Consider the following 21105-nt stretch of genomic DNA (forward strand, 5'->3'; position numbering starts at 1 on the left):
CCCCCCAAACACCCTACCTATGGAAAAGAATAAGACCACCAGTAGGATTTTATCCATTGACATTTTGCGTGGATTAACCATCGCGGGCATGATAACCGTGAACAATCCAGGCAGTTGGAGTTACATGTATGCACCGCTTGAACATGCCGAATGGAACGGACTGACACCCACCGACCTTGTCTTTCCCTTCTTTATGTGTGTGATGGGGATGTGCATTTACATCGCCATGCGCAAGTTCGACTTTGCTTGCAACCGCGCCACCGTGTACAAGATAGTCAAGCGTATGGTGCTAATCTACCTCGTAGGCTTGGCCATAGGTTGGTTTGCCAAGTTCTGCTACCGCTGGAACAGTCCACAAGAAGGGGCCGATTTCTTCTCCCAATTGTGGTACATGGTATGGTCGTTCGACAAAATTCGCTTAACGGGCGTGCTTGCACGACTGGCCATTTGTTACGGCATAACGGCATTGTTGGCCATCACCGTGCGGCATAAGCACTTGCCCTACATCATTGTAGGTTTGCTGTTAACCTATTTTGTTATACTGATGGCAGGCAACGGATTCGCCTACGACGAGACAAACATCCTCTCGATTGCCGACCGTGCCGTGCTTACCGATGCCCACATGTATCACGACAACGGCATAGACCCCGAAGGTTTGCTGAGCACACTGCCCTCGATAGCGCACACGCTGTTGGGCTTTATCATTGGCAGCTTGCTTTTCCGCAAGGCAGATGTTGGCGAGCAACAGCTTGATGCACGCACCAACATCACCCTAACCAAGGTTGTTCCGTTGTTCGTTGTGGGTACGTCGTTGCTCTTCGCGGGCTATTTGCTTAGCTATGGTTGCCCCATCAACAAGAAAGTGTGGTCGCCCACCTTCGTATTGGTTACCTGCGGACTAGCATCCATGCTCTTAGCCCTGCTAACATGGATTATCGACGTTAAGGGTAAGAAGTCGTGGAGCAAGTTTTTCGAGGTGTTCGGCGTTAATCCGCTCTTCCTTTTCGTGCTGAGCGACTTCTTCGCCATTGTCTTCGGCGCATTCACTTTCCCCGTTGGCGACAAGCAGATGAATGTCGTTGGCTTTGTCTACTCGCAGTTGTTGTCCCCCGTCTTCGGGCAATACGGCGGTTCGCTAGTCTATTCGCTACTCTTTATCGCCCTCAATTGGGTTATTGGTTATCAACTGTACAAGCGGAAGATATACATTAAGTTGTGAGAATTTGAGTTTTTAAGTTTTTGAGTTATTGCGTTCATGAGTTGTCGACAAATTGTTTTAGGCGAACCCAAACAATTGCCTTATCATCAACTCGAATTGAAAAGCGACTTAAAACCCGCAAGCCAAAGAACCCATCAACCCAAATGTTCAAAGGCCATTGGCTTAACACCTTTAACTCCATAACCCCTTAACTCCCGATACAGAATTAGCAATCTCGTAAACAATTAAAAATAAAATCTTATGCAATATATACTCATCGCCGATAGCGGATCTACCAAAACAGACTGGTGCGTTGTGCAAAACGGACAGCAACAAGCGCGCTACGAAACCAAGGGCATGAACCCTTTCTTTCAGTCGCAAGACCAAATGGAAGACGAGATACGCCAAAGCCTCTTGCCCCAGCTGCCCAACGAACAGCCCGCTGCCGTGTATTTCTATGGCGCAGGATGCACACCAGAGAAGTCGCCACTAGTAAAAGAAAGTCTTGAGCGTTGCTTTCCCACCGCAACTACCATTGAGGTAAACTCCGATCTTTTGGCTGCTGCCCATGCCCTTTGCGGTCGCCAACCGGGCATTGCCTGCATTTTGGGCACAGGTTCCAACTCTTGTTTCTACGATGGCAAGGGCATTTCGTTCAACGTTCCTGCACTAGGTTTCATCCTCGGCGACGAAGGTAGCGGGGCGAATCTTGGCAAAAGACTGGTGGGCGACATACTTAAAAATCAGTTCCCAGGCGACTTGAAGGCGGCGTTCTTCGAAGAATACGATACCAGCATGGCCGACATCATCGACCATGTTTATCGTCAACCCTTCCCAAGTAGGTTCCTTGCCGGTTTCAGTCCGTTCCTTTCGCGCCATCGCGAGCACCCTGCCGTGCACCAATTGTTGGTTAACGCTTTCAAATCGTTTATTCGTCGCAACGTGCTGCAGTACGATTACAACACGCACGCCATGAATTGTATCGGCTCCATTGCCGATGTTTACCGCAACGAGGTGGCCGAAGCAGCACAGATATTGGGCGTAACCTTGGGGCAGATAATGAAAAGTCCGATGGAAGGATTGGTGGAATATCATTCATAGCCTCACCCCCAGCCCCTCTCCAAGGGGAGAGGGGAGTAGTATGCAGTGCAACTACACAATGCAGCTACAAGGCAAACAAGCATCGTAAGCAAAGCTAGCACAAGTAAATAAGTATAGAATACAAAGCCATCACACAGCACATCACTCCCCCTCTCCCTTTGGAGAGCGGGCGGGGGTGAGGCTGGTAGCAGGTTGCCGGTGAGGCTTTTATACCCACAATCATTATGTCATTCACAAAGATAACAGAGCAGCCGTCGCTCTACAACAACCTCGAAACCAAGACGGCAGAAGAATTGTTGAGGGACATCAACGCCGAAGACCGAAAGGTGGCAGAGGCGGTTGAGAAGACCATTCCACAAGTGGCGAAACTTGTAGAACTAATTGTGCCGCGCATGAAACGCGGTGGACGCATCTTTTATATGGGCGCAGGAACGAGCGGAAGGCTCGGCGTGCTAGATGCTAGCGAGCTGCCACCCACCTTCGGCGTGCCTAAAACGCTGGTCATTGGCCTCATTGCTGGTGGCGATACGGCACTTCGTAATGCTGTGGAAAATGCCGAAGACGATGAAGAACGTGGGTGGGACGAACTCACGGAGTTTAACATCAACGAGAAAGACACCGTCATTGGCATTGCCGCATCGGGCACAACGCCCTACGTAGTGGGTGCCCTTCGCAGTGCCAGAGAGCACGGCATACTTACCGCTTGCATCACAAGCAACCCCGATTCGCCAATGGCAGCCGAGTCGGATGTGGCTATCGAGATGGTGGTTGGTCCCGAATACGTTACGGGAAGTTCGCGAATGAAGTCGGGAACGGGCCAAAAAATGATACTCAACATGATTTCAACCGCCGTGATGATACAGCTTGGCCGCGTAAAAGGCAACAAGATGGTGAACATGCAGCTAAGCAACAAAAAGCTGATCGACCGCGGAACACGCATGCTTGTTGAGATGCTTGGCCTGGGATATGGCAAGGCTAAGAGTCTGCTTTTGCTGCATGGGTCGGTAGAAAAGGCCTTAGAAGAATATAAACGTCCACACGAGTAACCTCTAAAACAAAGACAAACGATGTTTAGGATTTTGCTCTTGGCACTTTGTGCCTTTACCTTTAACGTCTGGGCCAACAACGTTCCCACGGCTTCGCCCGAAGAGGTGGGCATGAGTTTGGCGCGTCTGCGCGCTGCCGACGAGGTTATATTGCGCGCCATCCGCGACAAAAAAACGCCTGGGGCGGTGCTGGCTGTGGTGCGCCACGGCAAATTGGCCTACCTTAAAGCCTATGGCAACCGCCAAACTTATCCCTCTACACTGCCCATGACCACCCAAACGGTGTTCGACATGGCATCGTGTACCAAGCCTATGGCAACGGCCATTTCGGCCATGTTGCTGGTGGAGCGAGGGCTGTTGCGCCTTTCCGACCCCGTCAGCAATTACCTGCCAGAGTTCAAAAACTGGCATGGCGAAGGTAAAGATAGTGCAACAATACGCGTTGAAGACCTGTTTACGCATACCTCGGGACTGCCTGCTTATGCCCCGGTAAAAACCTTAGCCGAGGCCGACGGCAAGCCCAACCCTGCAAAACTGATGGCCTACATCGCCGGTTGCAAACGCGAATTTAGGCCGCGTTCAGACATGCAATACAGCTGCCTGAACTACATCACGTTGCAAAACATCGTAGAACGCATTACGGGACAATCGCTCCGCACCTTCGCGGCCAACAACATTTTCATCCCACTGGGCATGAAACACACCGACTTCTTGCCCTGCACGTCGGACAAGAGCGGCAAGTTGGTCAACACTTCTCAACCGCGTTGGGTTGCAAACGGCGAACAAGCAGGCCTTACGCCCATCGCTCCTACCGAACGACAGCCCAACGGCGTGGTGAAACAAGGGCAGGTACACGACCCCTTGGCCTGCACGCTCAACGGTGGCGTGTCGGGTAATGCCGGGCTGTTTTCCACAGCCGAGGATGTGGCCACGCTCTGTGCCATGCTCCAAAACGGAGGCGCATGGGGCGGAAAGCGCATCCTTAGCCCGCTAACGGTGAAGGCCATGCGTTCTGTTCCGCAAAACTTCAACAGCTTTGGGCGCAGCCTTGGCTGGGATGTTAGTTCGGCATACGCCTCCAATCAGGGCGACTTGCTAAGTTCCGAGGCTTACGGACACACGGGCTACACAGGCACATCTATCGTTATCGACCCCGTTAACGACCTCTCCATCATTCTGCTTTGCAACAGTGTTCACCCCGTAGACGCGTCTAATGTGATACGCCTGCGCGCCCAAGTAGCCAATGCCGTGGCTGCAAGCATAACCAACGAACCCGCCGCATTCCCCCCATATTACTACGTAAGGATGCGCACTTTCGAGGACGAACCGCCCATACGCTCCACCGATATTGTGATGTTGGGCAACAGCCTTACCGAAGGGGGAAAGGATTGGGCTGAGAAATTGGGCAAACCCAACGTGCGTAACCGCGGCATTAGTGGCGATGTGGCCCTGGGCGTTGATGCTCGCCTGTATCAGATTACGCCCCACAAGCCTGCTAAGATTTTCTTGCTAATCGGCATAAACGACGTTAGTCACGATGTAACGGTGGATAGCTTAATGACGGACATACGCACATTGGTGGACCATATCCGCGCACAAACGCCCAAAACAAAGCTGGTGTTGCAGAGCCTTTTGCCCATTCGCGAGAGTACGGGGAGATGGAAACGGCTGCAAGGCAAAACCGACATGATACCCCAAATCAATGCGCGCATCGAGGCTTTGGCACGCGAAAAGGGACTGACGTTTATCAATCTCTATCCCCATTTCACCGAGCCTGGCACCAACATTATGCGTGCCGAGCTAACTTACGATGGGTTGCACCTCACCAAAGCGGGCTATGATGTGTGGGTAAAGTTGCTTAAACCGCACCTGTAAGGGGTTTGGCTGCTGGCGCATGCCTATTATAGTAATGCCTAAAAATATAAAAACAGCAAAGCGAACAGTGGGTGGGTTAAGGCCAAATGCTGTTCGCTTTGCCCAATATCACAACGCAATGAAGAAGTTATCTGTCTTGGCATTTGCCTTTATTTCTGCCAGTGCAGGCATGGCACAGCGCCAACCCGTTGATTATGTAAGTACGTTGGTGGGCACGCAGTCCACGTTTCAGCTTTCTACTGGCAACACCTATCCCGCCACGGCCATGCCCTGGGGCATGAACTTTTGGACACCGCAAACGGGGAAGATGGGCGATGGGTGGACCTATGGCTATCAGGCCAACAAGATAAGGGGACTGAAACAGACACACCAACCCAGTCCGTGGATTAACGATTACGGCCAATTCGCCATCATGGCCACAACGGGTAAGCCCATTTTCGATGAAGAAGGGCGCGCCTCGTGGTTCTCGCACAAGGCCGAAACAGCTAAACCCTATCATTATAAGGTGTACCTGGCCGACTACGACATTACGGCCGAAATGGCACCTACCGAGCGTGCGTGCCTGATGCGCTTTACTTTTCCGAAGACCGACTCGGCAAACGTCATCGTAGATGCTTTCGACAAGGGTTCGTTCGTCAGGCTATTGCCCGACAAACGCACCATTGTGGGCTACACCACCAAGAACAGTGGGGGCGTACCCGATAACTTCAAGAACTATTTTGTTGTCGTGTTCGACCACGACTTTGCCGCAGCGCGTTTGGCCGATGGTAAGAAACTACTTGCTGCCGACAAGCAAGAGCTGCAAGCCAACCATGCAGGAGCCATCGTTACTTTCAGTTGCAAGCGTGGCGAACAGGTGCATGCGCGTGTGGCCTCGTCGTTTATCAGCGAGGCGCAAGCCATGCAAAACCTTAACGAATTGGGCAACAATTCGTTTGAAACGCTGCTGCAAAAGGGTAGGCAACGCTGGAACGACGTGCTGGGGCGCATCAGCGTGGAAGACAACAACGTTGATAACCTGCGCACTTTTTACTCTTGTCTTTATCGTTCCACGCTTTTCCCACGCAAGTTTTATGAGATTTCGGCCAGTGGCGACACGCTGCATTACAGTCCGTACAACGGGAAAGTGCTTCCAGGAACGATGTTTACCGACACGGGCTTTTGGGATACATTCCGCAGTCTTTTCCCTTTGGTGAACCTGATGTACCCTTCTATGGCGCGCGAGATGCAAGAGGGACTGGTGAACACCTATAAGGAGAGCGGCTTTTTACCCGAGTGGGCGAGCCCAGGACATCGCAATTGCATGGTGGGCAACAACTCTGCATCGGTGGTTGCCGATGCTTACATCAAGGGCATACGCGGTTACGACGTTGAAACGCTGTGGCAAGCTGTGGTGCATGGCACGAAAGCGGTGCATCCGCAAGTGCCTTCTACGGGCCGATTGGGGTACGAATATTACAACAAGCTGGGCTATGTGCCTTGCGATGTGGGCATTAACGAGAGTGCTGCACGCACCTTAGAGTATGCTTACGACGACTGGTGCATCGCCCAATTGGGTAAGGCACTGGGCAAACCAAAGAAAGAATGGGCCGAATTTGAACGCCGCGCCGAGAACTATCGCAACCTATTTAGTAAGGAGTTCAACCTGATGCGGGGCCGAAAGAAGAACGGCGAGTGGCAGAAACCTTACAACCCATTGAAGTGGGGCGATGTTTTCACCGAGGGAAACGGCTGGCATTACACGTGGTCGGTGTTTCATAACCCACGCGGCCTTATCTCGTTGATGGGCGGCAACAAGGCTTTCACGGCGATGCTCGATTCTGTTTTCGCCCTTCCGCCCCTGTTCGACGACAGCTATTACGGGCAAGTGATACACGAGATACGCGAGATGCAGATTATGAACATGGGTAATTACGCCCATGGAAACCAGCCTATACAGCACATGACGTACCTTTACGATTGGAGTGGCGCGCCTTGGAGAACCCAATATTGGGTTCGCGAGGTGATGGATAGGCTTTATAGCGCACACCCCGACGGCTATTGCGGCGACGAAGACAACGGGCAGACTTCTGCTTGGTACGTGTTTTCGGCTCTGGGCTTTTATCCCGTGTGCCCTGCAAGCAACGAGTATGCCATTGGCACACCGCTTTTCGCCAAGGTTTCGTTGCACTTGGAGAACGGCAAAACAACAGTTATCACCGCCGACAGGCCACAATGGCGCTACATCAAGCGGTTAACCGTTAATGGTACGCCTGAAAAAGCCCATTGGCTGAACCACAAGACAATTACCGAAGGAGCGAAAATTGACTTTTACATGAGCGAGACACCTGCCCTGTGATGACAGTGAAAGAAGAAAGTAAAGAGCTTACGTCTTTTTCTTTGATTGCTTGGTGTTACGCGTACCCTCACTTTGTTCGCCTGCCTTTTTTTTCTGTTGTTCGTATGCTCTAGCCAGTTTCATGGCCGTTTTGTCTAGCAGCTTTTGCATGTCGCCCAAGTAGCTGCTTGCCCTCACAATGGTGCCATCGGGCGCAAGCATAACGAAGAGGGGCGTGGCATCAGGCCCAAACGTGTCTGTAAACTGCTTCATGCCGCGCTTGGTAAGCCGGTATTGCGGCCACGACAGCTGCGTTCGTTCCAAGAACTTTTGCCACAGGTAGTCTTCCTTGTCGTCGGCCACACATAGAAAAGCCACTTCGGGGTGTTTGGCCACCATGTTTTTAAGTTCGGGTATGAGTTTTTGGTTTGGTTTTCGCCATGTTGTCCAAAAGCAAATAAACGCTACCTTTCCCGTTGGAATGGCCACAAGTAGGGATGTCGTGCGGTTTTTCTGGGTAAACATGGGTATGTCTTGAAGTGATTCGCCCACGGCCATAGCTTTTGCTGTGGCCACTGCTCGGCGATAAGCATTTACTCGTGGATAATCTTCGGGGCAGGCAAAGATGGTGGCCGTGATGTCTTCTATCTGCCGTTTGGTGAGCGTACGATTGTTTAGCACCATCTCTGTGGCCATTTTGATGGCCAGTGGCGATTGCGGATTTTTCTTCATCCACGTTAGGGAGTCGTTTTTTCGTTGGTTGAAGTCGTTGAAGTCAGCTTGTGCTTTGCCGCCCGTAACACAGAGGTGTTTGCTGATGGGCAGGTTAGATGCCAAGTATTTGTACTTGTCGGCCTTTACCGTCATTGTTGTGTTGCTAACGAAGATGGGGGTGTAGGTCCATGTTGGCTCTTCTTTCGACTCCATGGCGTAGAGCAGCTTGTAGTTGTTGGTAGACAAGGTGCAAAGCGTGGGATGTGTCAGACGGCCGGTAAGAACGAACTTGCCGTCTTGAACAACGGCTCTGGCCACTTCGTCGTAGTTCGAACCCTCGGCCGTTTCCAGCTCCACCTCGATGCCGTCGGGCAGGTCGGGAATGTCGCTTGTAATGACAAAGCTGTTTTTTGTTTGCGCGAAAGATGTGCAGGCGCAAAGTGTGCATAACAGGGTAAAGATTATTCTCTCCATATTTTCTCTTTTTACTTTTTTGCAAAAATAACGATTTTTTTGAGATAACGAGGCCTTTGATTGGCACTTTATTTAGTTACCGAAACGTTAAAAATAAAATTGGGGGAGTGCAGACAAGTAAACCCGTAGTTTGGAACTAAGTGCCTACTTGGTTGGGGATGAATTTGGGTAGGACGCATGTTGATTTGTTGCAAAAAGAGGAAAGCCAAATGTTGTTAGGAGAGCTGGAAGATTTGGTTTAACTGGAAGTGCTAATGTAGCCAGATAAACTAACCTCTATCAGCCTACCAACCCCAGAGCCTATTAGCCTACTTATAGTCAAACCAAATTGCATTTGGAAAATTGTTGTCAGCAACACGCAAGGCGTGTGTTGCCTGGAATGAATAAACCTTTACGCGAAGGAAAGTGAGTTTTTTTGCTTGCTTACGATGCGACTGTGGCTTTTCAAATCCAATACTGTATGACTATAACTGGCAAATTCGCAAACGTTCTAACCCCTTTTATCTTGAATGCTGTAATGTTTTAAGTATGTTTTTTAACATTATGAGTGCCTTTTTTCTTCACCAATCGCCCGCTCGGGCGCAAATAATCCATTCTCGCGGAGGTTTATTTTGGTGCAAAAAGAACTTGCATGTTGATACCAACAAAATGAATATTTATTTAAATAAACCGCCAATTGCATCCTTTTGGGGCTATTTGCCACTAAATACACTGCAATTTGCCGCTAAATGCACTGCGTTTTGGTGCTAAATGCAGGGTAAAATGCGGCAAAACGCAGGGTGAAATGTATATAATTGCACAGCGAACAGGGGCTTAAAGCATTTTAGATTGGTTGAAAAAGGGTGGAAAATAGGGGTAAAAAGCTCTTAAAAAGTAGGTTTTTGGGGGTAAAAAGCCGATTTTTGGGTGCTGAAAAAATGCGAATGGGTGACTAACTAGAAGGGTAAAGTGGTGCTAAATGCAGTCGGAATTCTGAAAAACGGATAAAAGCGGTGGCGTGTAAGGTCGAATTTTGTAGCTAATTGCCTGCTTTTAGGCTATTTTTTCGCTAGAAACACGTGGCAAGAAGGGTGTGTTTTGTAAAGGATTATTACTGAATTTAACTAAAAGTAGGTTCGTTAGTTAAAGACAAGAAAAGGATTTCTAATGCGCTGCTTGGGCTTACATGCAGCACGCCTGCTTTCTATAAAGCCCTTGGTTGGCTGTTGACACGCCGCTCTTTGCTGTTGGCAGTTTGCTTGTTGTTGTCAGTTTGCTTGTTGTTGGGCAAAGGGCAAAAATATGAGGATGTGCCCTCGGTAGTGAGGGCACATCCTCTAAGACTTATTAAAAAATTAGTCTCTAAGACTTATTAAAAAATTAGTCGAGTTGTGCCAGCTTGTTGTCAGAACCAAGCACCTCTTTAATCTTGTGCTTGTAGAGTTCTGTCATCAGGTCGCGAGCAGGACCGCAGTATTTGCGGGGGTCGAACTCGGCAGGCTTTTCTGCAAACACCTTGCGAACGGCAGCGGTGAAAGCCAAGCGCGAGTCTGAGTCGATGTTGATTTTGCAAACGGCACTCTTTGCAGCCTTGCGCAGTTGCTCTTCGGGAATACCTACGGCATCGGGCAACTTACCACCGTATTTGTTAATCATGTCAACGTACTCTTGTGGTACGGAAGACGAGCCGTGAAGTACGATGGGGAAACCAGGAAGTTTCTTCATGATGGCATCGAGAACGTCGAAAGCCAAGGGAGGAGGAACAAGACGGCCAGTCTTCGGGTCGCGGGTGCACTGTTCGGGGGTGAACTTGTATGCGCCATGCGACGTACCGATAGAGATAGCCAGCGAGTCTACGCCGGTCTTCGTAACGAAGTCGATAACCTCTTCGGGTTTGGTGTAGTGCGATTTCTCTGCCACAACGTCGTCTTCAACGCCAGCAAGAACGCCCAACTCGCCTTCAACGGTTACGTCGAACTGGTGTGCATAGTCAACAACCTTCTTCGTCAGGGCCACGTTTTCGTCGTAGGGAAGTGACGAACCGTCGATCATCACCGAGGAGAAACCCATATCGATGCAGCTCTTGCAAGTTTCAAAGCTGTCTCCGTGGTCCAGGTGGACAACGATTTCGGGGTGATTTACTCCAAGTTCTTTAGCGTATTCAACAGCGCCCTGTGACATATAACGCAGAAGGGTGGGGTTAGCGTAGTTGCGCGCGCCCTTCGATACCTGTAAGATTACGGGTGATTTGAGGTCGGCAGCAGCCTTGATGATGGCTTGCAGCTGCTCCATGTTGTTAAAGTTGAATGCCGGAATTGCGTATCCGCCATTGATGGCCCTTTTAAACATCTCGCGAGTGTTTACTAGACCTAGGGATTTGTAATCTACCATAATTTTAATTATTATAAAGTTGGATGTGATGTCGTTATCTTATTTATACGTATGCAAAATTAATGCTTTAATTTGTCAACACAAAGATTTATAGGTGTTTTTATTGTCCAATTTGGTGGAAAAGTGACATTAATTGATGCTTATCATCCTGTGGCTTACGTTTTGTTAGCTTTGCTTTACATTTTCTTCATTTTGCTTTTAGCCCAACGGGAAGAACAAGGGTAGCAGGAATATCATGACAATGCCGATGATGAGTTGCAAGGGGAAACCCACTTTTACATAGTCCATGAAGGTGTATTGGCCTGCTCGCATAACCAATGCGTTGGGCGGCGTGGAGAACGGCGACATGAAACACATGCTTGCTGCGATGGTTACGGCAAACAGGAAGGCGTAAGGGCTGGCCCCAATCTCCTTTGCGGCCGATAGCGCGATGGGTGCCATCAACACGGCGGTGGCGGTGTTGCTGATGAACATCGTTAGGATGCTGGTGGTGAGGTAGATGCCTGCCAAGAGCACGATGGGACTCATACTGCCCAAGGAGTTTACCAAGGTATGGGATATTTCTGCCGACACACCCGTCTTTTCGAGGGCGGTAGACATCGGCATCATGGCCGCAATAAGTACTACGCTTTCCCAGTTAATGGTTTTGTATGCGGCCTCTACGTTTCGGAAACAGCCCGTGAGAACCATCAGCAGACCCGCAATGATGACGGCCGTTACGGGGGCGATGGGGATGAAGTCGAACATCATCATGGCCACCATCAGCAACATGATGGCGCCGGCGATGGGTGCCTTGTTGGTTAGTATCACCTTTTGGGCCTGTTCTTTGGGCTGACCCAGCACCACCCAATCGTCGTTTTCGTTTGCCAGTTGCCCGATATTGGTCCACGAACCCTGAACCAATAGCACGTCGCCTGCATGTAGGCGTTCTTCGGAAAGGTCGTTAAGGATGTAGTCGTGGCTACGTCTGATGCCCAGGACATTAATGTTGAAGTGTTCGCGAAGGCCCGAATTTTTAAGTTTCGTGCCGTTAAGTTGCGACGTGGGCATAAGTACCAGCTCGGCAATTCCCAGGTCGTAGAAGTCGATACCCGTGTTGTCCAGTTGCTCGAGTTTCATTTCTGCGGCGAAGAAGTCCATGTGTTCGTTGTCGCCTGTTATGTAAATAACGTCTTCGGTTTGCAAGATGCTGTCGGGCATGGGCATGCTTTGCTTCACGTTACGTATGAAACGCCCGCTGCGTGCAGCCTTTCTTCTGATTTCCATCACGCTGAGTCCATAGCGGTTGCGGAGGTCTAGCTCGGCTAGTGTTTGTCCGGCGATGGGCGATTCGTGGGTGATGTGGTATCGGCGAAGTTGATGTTGCAGGTTGTATTCTTCAACCAGCTGGTCGAGTGTTTTTCCAACGTTGGCCGCGTCGCGGCCTTTCTGCTTGCGTTTGCCAAGGAACATGCGCGAGAGCGGCAGCATCAGGGCCACGCCCAAAAGCACAATGACGATGCCCACGGGGGTGAACGAGAAGAAGGTTAGCGGCTGTTGGCCTGCTTTGGTTAGCACATCTTGTATCACAAGGTTAGGGGGCGTACCGATAAGCGTGAGCATTCCGCCCATGCTGCTGGCGAAGGCAAGGGGCATGAGCATGCGGCCGGGGTGTGTTCCCTTTTGTGTGGCCATGCTTACAACGACGGGCATCATGAGGGCTATCGTGCCGGTGTTGCTGACAAAGCCGCCAATAACTGCCGTTGTGAACATAACGAGGAGGAACATGAAGGTTTCGTTGCCGCCTGCTAGTTTCATCAGGCGTTGGCTAATGGCCTTGGCCAATCCTGTTTGGAAGATGGCACCGCCCACAACAAATAGGCCTACCATCATGATGACTACGTTAGACGAGAACCCCGCCAACGCTTCGGTCGGGGTTAGAATGCCAAAGATAAGAAGGGCAGCCATGGCGCACACTGCCACTACATCCGAACGGAGGCGGCCGATGATGAACATGGTTACCGAAACGGCAAGAATAACTAATGTTGTGATCATGTCTTGAACGATTGTTTTGTGTTTTGCTGGCCGTGTTTTTAAAACTCTCTGTGGCCTGCGTTGTTGGTGAATAGGGATGTAAAGTTACAAATAAAATCCCGAACAAAAGGCTATTGGCAATTATATTATGTTCTTTTATGGATTGGGTGCGGGCGTGGGTGGAGCTTTTGGTTGTTTTGGGTTTCGTGGTTGTTCTAGATTTCGTAGTTATCCTAGTTTTTTAGTTGTTCTAGGCATCTTAGATAGCCTATAACAACTAGTAGCCTTAGCCTTTGCTGGCCATTTTCCACGCGTAAGCCAGCACAACAGCAAACCCTGCGAGCGGTAAAACGAAAGGCAAGACGGGGTTGCCGCCATCGGCTATCATCCCCATAAGCAAGAAACCGCAACCGCCAACGGGCGTCATCATCAAGATAGACGATGCACTTTTGGTTAGTTGGCCTAATCCTGTAAGTGCCAAAGAGAAGATGGTGGGGAACATGATGGCCTCGAAAAAGTAGTTGGCCAGCAAGCCAACGAGCGACAATGTGCCGAGGTTGAGCAACACCAAGCACATGCTGCACACGCAACCAATGGCACAAACCAACAACACAAGCTGCGCACGAACTCGCCGCATCACCCAACTACCGCCAAACCTACCTATCATAAAGAATGCTAATGCCGCGGTAAGCACCATCGATGCGGTTTTGTCGCTCATCCATCCTTGCCCTGTAACGAAGTTGATGAAGTAACTATTGATGGATATTTCGGCCACTTCGTAGGCCAAAAGTGCTGCCAAACCTAATACGAACATGGGGTGGCGAAATAGCTCTGAAAGGTTTTTCAGGCCGCTACCGCTCGTGTTTTCGTCGCTTGTGGCTTGTATTTCGGGCAGTTGTACGCGCGAAAAAACCAGTGCAATAGCTAAAACCACTACGCCTAACACTACGTAAGGGATTGCAACATTGCCCCCTTCGCTGTCGCTGCGGAAAAGAAACAACCCCACGCTAAACGTTGCGAAGATGCTGCCAAGACCGTTGAACGATTGCGAAAGGTTTAGTCGGCTGGTGGCTGTTTGGGGCGCGCCCAACTCTGTAACGTAGGGATTGGCGGCCGTTTCGAGGAAAGTTAGGCCGCAACCGATGGTGAACAGCGCGGCCAAGAACACTTCGAAAGTTCCGATTTGAGCCCCTGGAACGAAGAGAAAGGCACCCAAAGCGAAGAGCGAAAGCCCGAATACCACGCCCCGACGATAACCAAAGCGGTTGATGAACAGCCCGGCGGGGATGGCCATGATGAAGTAGCCCAGGTAAGTGGTTACTTGAATGAGGGCCGACTGTGCGATGGATATGTGTAACTCGTTTTGAAAATGCTTGTTCAGCACGTCGAGGATGGCGCGGGCAAAGCCCCATAAGAAGAAAAGAGTGGTAATGAGTACGAAAGGCAGAAGAAATCTGCGCTCTGTAAGAGAAGCTTGTTTTCTGTTCATTTTGATATGTTGATGCAGGGAACAAGTTGTTACCCCATTGTTTCGTTGGGTAGACTAGGCACGCTAATCAAATTGGTACAAAAGTAATAAAAATTCGTGACATTCTCGCAAAAACAATCGTTTAATTGCAAGTAAAGCAGCTGAGCTGTGTTGCGAAAGGGGTTGGTTTGAGGCAGTCAATGTGGTAAATTGACCATAAAATCTTTTGAATTAGGCAATAAAAGGGCGATTATACGTGTGGTTTGTTCGTTTTAAGGCATGAAAAAAGGGCTCCGCTGAGCCCCAACCTTTTGTTAACCTTAAATCTAATACTATGAAAAACACATTACAAAGTTAATTCTTTATTATTTACTTTGCAAACGTTTTCCTAGATTTATGCCCCTTTTTAGGGTTTGTTATGTTAACGGCCGAGGACTTTAATACAAATTAAATGTTTAAGCCCTTTCGCCTTTTGCAAGGATGTTGCGTGGTTTTGCGGTGCAATTCTGCGCTTAGGCGTATGCGTTAAGTGGCGAATTTCAGTGCTTTATCTGTGCTTTCTCAGTGTTTTATCCGTGCTTTCTCAGTGCTTTTGCGCCTGATGCGCATGGTGTTCGCCCCCTCTCCGAAGGAAGGAGTGGGGGACTTAGGCTTTCAATATCTTCTTTAATAAGAAGGTTGCGTTTTGGTTTTGAGCCACGCCACGCGTAATGCGATACGAGTAAGTAACGTCGTTTCCGAGTTCAATCTCAAAACAATAGTTGGCAAAACGACTTGGGTTTTCGTCTTCTAGCTTAGACAGTTCAAGGTCGTGGGTGGCCACAATGCCGCTAGCAGGCAGCTGCGACATGGTTTGTAGAAACAGACGCGAACCGTTGAGCTTGTCTAACGAGTTCGTTCCCTTCAATATTTCGTCGAGAATGATGAAGGTGTTGGGGTGATTGTGGCAGTAGCCGATGAGTTGTTCGAGCCGAAGTAGTTCGGCATTGAAGTAAGATATGCCGTGCGTAAGGTCGTCGGTGGTGCGCATGCTGCTGAAAAGCCAAAAGCACGACACCCTCATCTCGTCGGCAAACACAGGCAATCCGGCCATAGCCAGCACGTAGTTCACGCCCACACACCTGAGAAACGTGCTTTTGCCTGCCATGTTTGCACCCGTAACGATGTGGTATTGCCCTTGTTCAATGCACAAGTCGTTGCCAACGGCCTTTGTCCCTAAGAAGGGGTGGCGAAGGTTTGTGGCTTGATAAACGATTTTTGGTGCGTCTTCGATTTGTGGCTGAACGGTTTCGGGATGATTATATCGGAAAGTGGCCAGCGATACAAGTGCATCCGCTTTGCTAAGGCAGTCTACCCACTGCTCGAAGTGTTTGAGGTGACTGTCTTGCCATTTAAGAAACTTGCGTACAAGAAAGAAATCGCTTAGAAAAAGGGCGTTGGCGAACATCAAACCCAAAACATTGCTGCGGCGGTCTAGGCTAGCCACCGTTTGTTGCAGTTGTTTGAAGGCGAGCAATGCACCTTCCAGTTCGGTTTGCAGTTGCTTGTTCAATGCGGCTTGCATGTCTTCGGTGGTGATAAGACTTAGCAATTGCACGCAGGCCGTTAGCTCAGCGTGCAACAGGTTGGCCGTTTTGCTCACCATGCGCAGCGGCTTGGTGCATATCAACATCACCACAAAGAAGTTGATAATGCCCCACCAAACGGGCACATTGGCACTAAGCGGCGTAAAGACGGCAAGAAACAAGGTGGCGAAAAAGCCCACAATGGAGGCGCAAGCTATGGCGAAGGGTAGGCGGGCGGCGGCAAAACGGGGGATGGAAACCTTTGCGGCGGCTTGCATTGTTTGTGTAAGGCGTGTGCTGTCTATGCCGCCTGCCTTGCCTTTTCCTTGGGCAATAAACTTCATTCGCCACGTTTGTTTGGCGGCCAACTCGTCTATGGCCTCGCGTTTTCGTTCCACTTCGGCCTTGGCTTGTGGCGTATGGCCCGGCAAACGGGTGAGAAATTCTGCCAAAGACCTACTTCCCCCTGTTGAAACAGTTCGGTTGAGCCGATGGAAAAGCGACGACGGGCCGAAGATGTCAAGGTCGAGGGCGAAAGGATGGCGTGTATCTGCGTGGCGTGCACCATCATCGAAGGGGGTAAAATCGCCTTCTAGGTAGCGTGCCTCGTCTTCATAGGCTTGCCTTAGCTGGTCGACAGCAGTTATTCGGGCCTCGTTTTGTACGTCAAAGCGCCTGATAACAACGTATAAGGCCAGGCAAACAGCGGCCAGCCACAGTGTCCACGTGGCATTGTGAAGGGTGGTGGCCAAGACAACAAAGCCTAACATGGCAACGAACGAGGTTATTTCGCCGGCCACGAAGTAGAGATTGCGGCGCTTTAAACGAACGAGAAGAGCCGCCAGCAATGAGCTTTCGGCAAGATATGCAGTTTTTAGGGAGGTTGTTTTCATAAGTGGAAAGGTCTTTTTAAAGTTTATTTTGGTGTGGAAAGGATGGGGTTTCTGGTTCTTTTAGAAACTTTTGTTAGCCTAAGTAGCCCTAGTTGTCTTAGAATTTCTAAGCTAACTAGGGTTGCTTAGGCCGTAGAGCGTGTCCTTGGAAAACTGGGAATGTAAGCCCACAACAAAGGCGGAACGCAACGTATAGTTGCCTTTCATTCCTCCATCCAATAGTCTACGTCGGGGTTTATGTCGCGAGCCACCTCGCCTTCTCTGCGTTCATCGTAGTCGAGCAGGCCGTAACGGTCTACCGAATACACCTTACGTTCGTAGTTAGCCACGAGCGTTTGCAAGAAGTTGAGGGCGTTAAGGCTAACGGTATCGATGAATGCGAACTCGTCTAGAAAGCTTATTGCCACTTCGTCTGTTTCTCTATTGATGGCATAATAGCCTTTGTCGCCATCGAACAAAAGCGGCAACCATTGTTCGCCATGCACCAATTTGAAGGCCTCGTAGGCGGCGGGCCACTCGCGTAAGTGGGGTAGACGGAAACCTGGAATAAAGTCGATGAGGCCTTCGCGCTTGCATTGTCGGGGCGTACCCGACACCTTATTATATATATACACAAGCAAAGGGGCTAGCGGTGTGCCTGCCGCTAGTTCCAATTGCTGGGTAGAATCGGGTTCGGGAAGCCCAAGGCTCTCGATATATCCAGGGCGTTTAACCTCCGACAGTTGCAGATAGCGGTCGAAAAGCAGTTCTATGTTCATCGTATTTATTGTACGTTTGTTGTTTCTTGTTTGCCGCTTGCTTGTGCTATGGGCAGCCTAGCCGACTTGTCAATGCGCACAACACCGCTAGCGTGCACCAGCGTATGCTGGTGTAGCGTCTTAGCCGCGTGGTTGAAAACCAATGCAGGGTCTATGCGCTTACCCTTAAACGACACCTCGAAGTGCAGGTGCTCGGTGGTGGCACGACCCGTACGGCCCGTCAGTCCGATAACGTCGCCGGCCTTAACAGCCTGTCCCACCTTCACGAAGTTGCGCGATTGGTGGCTGTAAAGCGTTTCTAGGCCGTTGTCGTGACGTATGACGATGCAGTTGCCATAACCGAAATATGGTCCTGAACGAACCACAATGCCACTGAATGCGGCCAATATCTTGTCGTTAGGGCGGGTCTTGATGTCTACGCCCGAGTGCCTTCTTTTGCCTCCGTAGGGGCTGATTACATGGCTACCCGGTAGCGGGTAGGCCCATTCGTTGGGTGAAAACTGGGACAAGAAAAGCTTGTTGTTTACGCTGCCCCTCACGTCTTTTTGGGTTTTAAGCAGCGTTTTGTTGGCAGCTTTCTTCTCTTCGGCCAGCAGCTTTTGTTCTTCTTTCAGCCGTTTGGCCTCTTCGCGTTTGGCCTTCTCTTCCTCTTTGGCGGCCTTTTTGACCTCGGCTTTTCCCTTTTTGTCGGCCAAAAGCTTTTCTTCCAGGTCTTTTTCTGTGGCCTGTCTAACGGTTACGTGTTGTCCGTTTTTCTCAAATCGTATCACCCCCTTGTTCAGTTTATGACTTTTGGGGTCGACGATGGTTTGCGGATTGATGCGCCCGCCGTTAACCATCGTTAGGAAAAGGCAACGCCCCTGGCCGTCTTTCTTACCCACGATGGCAATAGATTGGCCTGCCTCTACCGTTTCGTTGGGTTTCACCAGGTTCTGCGCATTGTGCGCATACACCGTTTCCAGACCGTTGTCGTGGCGTATCACCACCACGTTTCCCCACTGTTTGTTCTTTCTTGCCAGCCTAACTCTTCCAGGCATCATGGCCTTAACCACATCGCCACGCTTGGTTGTAATCTCCAATGCGTTGTTTTTAGCCACCTTAGCTTTGCCCACAGGTAGCGGAAAGGCATAGTTTTTGTGCGCGATGGTGTTGAGATCGATAAAGAAAACGTTGCCTTTATCGAACAATCCAGGCGTGGCAATACTGATCTGTTGGGTTTCGGCAGGTGTGAAATGGTCCTCAGCGGGCTTACCCGAACTGAAGAACAGGACGAGGAGTAATGCAATAAGCTGTTTCATTTGTGTAAAATATATATGCGAACAGGCACAAGCCAATGCCGCCACGCAAAGTGGCAACCAGCCATTTGGCCATGTTCAGCGGATGGTAACGCCCGTAAAAATGCGGCCAGAGTTGATGCCTAGCCTTCGGGCTGAAAAGAAATCGTTGCAGCGGTTGTAGGTGCAGATGTCCGTTGCGTATATGTTTTCGGCTTTAACGCCTAACTCTTGCAGTTGCAATTGGTTGCAAAGGGGTAGATTGATGTGCCATTTGTCGTGCCGTTGCGCAATATCGTTCATTGGGAAAGCGGCTTTGGCAAAGGCCTCGTACACTTCGTCGCCCACTTCAAAGTGTTGTAGCGAGATGCCGGGCGCAATAACAGCGCGTAGTGTACGAGGGTTGGTGTCGAATGCTGCGCGCATCTGCGCGATGGCGTTTTGTGCGATGCGTTTTACCGTTCCGCGCCATCCTGCATGTATGGCAGCCGTGGCGCGATGTTCGGCATCGTAGAGAAGGATGGGGATGCAGTCGGCCGTAGACACGCCGATACAAACGCCAGGCACGTTGGTAATGAGTGCATCAACGCCTTCCAGAACCATTTGGCGCACGTTCTGCGGCATCGAAAGCAGCTTGCTGCCCACCTGCCGCACGGTTGTTTCGTGGGTTTGGTGGGGCATAACGAGGTTAGAAGGGGCGATGCCCAGCACGCGGCACAGGCTATGGAGGTTTTGCGCCACGTGTTCGGGGGCATCGCCACAATAGGGATTGATGTTAAATTGGGCGTAAGCACCTTGGCTTGCGCCATCGGTACGCATGGTACTGAAAGCGTGAATGCGGTGGCCAAGGGCGTATTCCAGCAATTTAGGGCTCATCTTCGTCTTCATATTCAAAGTCGTCAAGGTCTTCGATGTCGGCGTCGATGTACTCCACGTCGATGTCTTCGCCCTCGTCGGCCAGTTCTTGTGCAAATATTCTGATGTCTTTGTCTCGGTGAACGAGGGTGTCTTCGGCCATGATGCTTTGCAGTTTGTTGCTCTCGCTGTTCAGCTCGCGCCAAAGGATGTCTTTTAGTTCAGACAGTCCTTGCCCCGTGACAGCCGAGATAAACACCACGGGAAGGTCGGTGGGCAGCGTTTCGCGCAACATCTCAATCAGTTCGTCGTCTAGCAAGTCGCATTTGGTTATGGCCAATACGCGATGCTTGTCGTTCAGTTCGGGGTTGAAGTTGTTCAGCTCGTTAAGCAGCACCTCGTACTCTTTCTTTATGTCGTCGGTATCGCCGGGCACCATGAAGAGTAAAAGCGAGTTGCGCTCGATGTGCCGCAGAAAGCGCAGCCCCAAGCCTTTTCCTTCGCTTGCTCCCTCGATGATGCCGGGGATGTCGGCCATCACAAACGACTTGTGGTCGTGATAGGCCACGATGCCGAGCGATGGTTCGAGGGTGGTGAAGGGGTAGTTGGCAATTTTAGGACGTGCCGAAGAGAGCGATGAAAGCAGCGTTGACTTGCCTGCATTGGGGAAACCCACCAGTCCTACGTCGGCCAAAAGCTTCAATTCCAGTATGATGGTCATCTCCTCCATAGGCTCGCCAGGCTGTGCATAGCGTGGCGTTTGGTTGGTGGCCGTGCGGAATTGGAAGTTGCCCAGTCCGCCCCGGCCACCTTTTAGCAGCATCACCACCTGCCCGTCGTGCATTACATCGCAGACATACTTGCCTGTTTCGGCGTTGTACACCACCGTTCCGCAAGGCACATCAATATAAACGTCCTTGCCGTCTGTGCCGTGGCATTTGTCTCTTCCGCCGTTTCCGCCATGCTCGGCGAACACGTGCCGTTGGAATTTAAGGTGCAACAGCGTCCAATAATTGTGGTTTCCGCGCAGGTAGATGTTGCCGCCGCGCCCGCCGTCGCCCCCATCGGGACCGCCGTTAGGGTTGTATTTTACGTGTCGGAGGTGCATGGAACCCCTTCCGCCCTTACCGGAGCGGCAGTAAATCTTTACGTAGTCTACGAAGTTTGATTCGGGCATGAGCAGT

14 protein-coding genes are annotated in these 21105 nt (G+C 50.5%); 5 read left to right on the top strand and 9 right to left on the bottom strand.

Going from position 1 to position 21105, the window contains the following annotated elements:
* The first annotated feature begins 19 nt into the window (after positions 1 to 19).
* From HMPREF0670_RS13575 to HMPREF0670_RS13595, 5 genes are all read left to right on the top strand, one after another.
* The gene (locus HMPREF0670_RS13575; RefSeq protein ID WP_009231720.1) at positions 20 to 1219 is read left to right on the top strand and encodes an acyltransferase family protein; all 1200 of its coding nucleotides are present in this window, start codon (positions 20 to 22) and stop codon (positions 1217 to 1219) included.
* A gap of 240 nt (positions 1220 to 1459) precedes the next feature.
* Positions 1460 to 2299, top strand: a complete 840-nt coding sequence (locus HMPREF0670_RS13580) for an ATPase (RefSeq protein ID WP_009231721.1) — start codon at positions 1460 to 1462, stop codon at positions 2297 to 2299.
* A gap of 224 nt (positions 2300 to 2523) precedes the next feature.
* A complete protein-coding gene (gene murQ / locus HMPREF0670_RS13585) occupies positions 2524 to 3345 on the top strand; it encodes an N-acetylmuramic acid 6-phosphate etherase (protein ID WP_009231722.1) in 822 nt (273 codons plus the stop codon).
* Between the two features lie 21 nt (positions 3346 to 3366).
* Positions 3367 to 5220 (top strand): serine hydrolase, encoded by a 1854-nt coding sequence (locus HMPREF0670_RS13590; protein WP_009231723.1) that lies wholly within the window; start codon positions 3367 to 3369, stop codon positions 5218 to 5220.
* Between the two features lie 34 nt (positions 5221 to 5254).
* Positions 5255 to 7558, top strand: a complete 2304-nt coding sequence (locus HMPREF0670_RS13595; RefSeq protein WP_255346301.1) for a GH92 family glycosyl hydrolase — start codon at positions 5255 to 5257, stop codon at positions 7556 to 7558.
* Between the two features lie 27 nt (positions 7559 to 7585).
* Here the strand turns inward: HMPREF0670_RS13595 and HMPREF0670_RS13600 are convergent, their stop codons facing one another.
* The 9 genes from HMPREF0670_RS13600 to obgE form a co-directional block, all read right to left on the bottom strand.
* Positions 7586 to 8725: a DUF4369 domain-containing protein gene (locus HMPREF0670_RS13600; protein ID WP_009231725.1), complete on the bottom strand. Its 1140-nt coding sequence runs from the start codon at positions 8723 to 8725 to the stop codon at positions 7586 to 7588.
* A 1359-nt stretch (positions 8726 to 10084) separates the two neighbouring features.
* Complete coding sequence (locus HMPREF0670_RS13605) at positions 10085 to 11095, bottom strand: class II fructose-bisphosphate aldolase (RefSeq protein WP_009231726.1); 1011 nt, start codon at positions 11093 to 11095, stop codon at positions 10085 to 10087.
* Positions 11096 to 11293: 198 nt separating this feature from the next.
* Entirely contained in the window at positions 11294 to 13129 is a 1836-nt protein-coding gene (locus HMPREF0670_RS13610) for an SLC13 family permease (RefSeq protein WP_009231727.1), read from the bottom strand.
* A 265-nt stretch (positions 13130 to 13394) separates the two neighbouring features.
* Positions 13395 to 14597, bottom strand: a complete 1203-nt coding sequence (locus HMPREF0670_RS13615; protein ID WP_044078350.1) for a sugar MFS transporter — start codon at positions 14595 to 14597, stop codon at positions 13395 to 13397.
* A 625-nt stretch (positions 14598 to 15222) separates the two neighbouring features.
* A complete protein-coding gene (locus HMPREF0670_RS13620) occupies positions 15223 to 17034 on the bottom strand; it encodes a MutS-related protein (RefSeq protein WP_009231729.1) in 1812 nt (603 codons plus the stop codon).
* 203 nt (positions 17035 to 17237) lie between these two features.
* Positions 17238 to 17792: a hypothetical protein gene (locus tag HMPREF0670_RS13625; protein ID WP_009231730.1), complete on the bottom strand. Its 555-nt coding sequence runs from the start codon at positions 17790 to 17792 to the stop codon at positions 17238 to 17240.
* 5 nt (positions 17793 to 17797) lie between these two features.
* A complete protein-coding gene (locus tag HMPREF0670_RS13630) occupies positions 17798 to 19090 on the bottom strand; it encodes a M23 family metallopeptidase (protein ID WP_044078351.1) in 1293 nt (430 codons plus the stop codon).
* 75 nt (positions 19091 to 19165) lie between these two features.
* Entirely contained in the window at positions 19166 to 19954 is a 789-nt protein-coding gene (pgeF, locus tag HMPREF0670_RS13635; RefSeq protein ID WP_232213936.1) for a peptidoglycan editing factor PgeF, read from the bottom strand.
* On the bottom strand, positions 19932 to 21098 hold the full coding sequence (obgE, locus tag HMPREF0670_RS13640) for a GTPase ObgE (protein ID WP_044078352.1): 1167 nt from the start codon (positions 21096 to 21098) through the stop codon (positions 19932 to 19934). The genes pgeF and obgE overlap by 23 nt, the downstream gene beginning before the upstream one ends.
* Between the last annotated feature and the right edge of the window lie 7 nt (positions 21099 to 21105).

It is taken from the genome of Prevotella sp. oral taxon 317 str. F0108 (assembly GCF_000162415.1).
In the GTDB taxonomy this organism is placed as follows: Bacteria; Bacteroidota; Bacteroidia; order Bacteroidales; family Bacteroidaceae; genus Prevotella; species Prevotella conceptionensis.

Bases quoted from the DNA above. Each gene is read 5' to 3' on its own strand.
- HMPREF0670_RS13575 (WP_009231720.1), top strand. From the start codon at position 20: ATGGAAAAGAATAAGACCACCAGTAGGATTTTATCCATTGACATTTTG.
- HMPREF0670_RS13580 (WP_009231721.1), top strand. From the start codon at position 1,460: ATGCAATATATACTCATCGCCGATAGCGGATCTACCAAAACAGACTGG.
- murQ (WP_009231722.1), top strand. From the start codon at position 2,524: ATGTCATTCACAAAGATAACAGAGCAGCCGTCGCTCTACAACAACCTC.
- HMPREF0670_RS13590 (WP_009231723.1), top strand. From the start codon at position 3,367: ATGTTTAGGATTTTGCTCTTGGCACTTTGTGCCTTTACCTTTAACGTC.
- HMPREF0670_RS13595 (WP_255346301.1), top strand. From the start codon at position 5,255: ATGCCTAAAAATATAAAAACAGCAAAGCGAACAGTGGGTGGGTTAAGG.
- HMPREF0670_RS13600 (WP_009231725.1), bottom strand. From the start codon at position 8,725: ATGGAGAGAATAATCTTTACCCTGTTATGCACACTTTGCGCCTGCACA.
- HMPREF0670_RS13605 (WP_009231726.1), bottom strand. From the start codon at position 11,095: ATGGTAGATTACAAATCCCTAGGTCTAGTAAACACTCGCGAGATGTTT.
- HMPREF0670_RS13610 (WP_009231727.1), bottom strand. From the start codon at position 13,129: ATGATCACAACATTAGTTATTCTTGCCGTTTCGGTAACCATGTTCATC.
- HMPREF0670_RS13615 (WP_044078350.1), bottom strand. From the start codon at position 14,597: ATGAACAGAAAACAAGCTTCTCTTACAGAGCGCAGATTTCTTCTGCCT.
- HMPREF0670_RS13620 (WP_009231729.1), bottom strand. From the start codon at position 17,034: ATGAAAACAACCTCCCTAAAAACTGCATATCTTGCCGAAAGCTCATTG.
- HMPREF0670_RS13625 (WP_009231730.1), bottom strand. From the start codon at position 17,792: ATGAACATAGAACTGCTTTTCGACCGCTATCTGCAACTGTCGGAGGTT.
- HMPREF0670_RS13630 (WP_044078351.1), bottom strand. From the start codon at position 19,090: ATGAAACAGCTTATTGCATTACTCCTCGTCCTGTTCTTCAGTTCGGGT.
- pgeF (WP_232213936.1), bottom strand. From the start codon at position 19,954: ATGAAGACGAAGATGAGCCCTAAATTGCTGGAATACGCCCTTGGCCAC.
- obgE (WP_044078352.1), bottom strand. From the start codon at position 21,098: ATGCCCGAATCAAACTTCGTAGACTACGTAAAGATTTACTGCCGCTCC.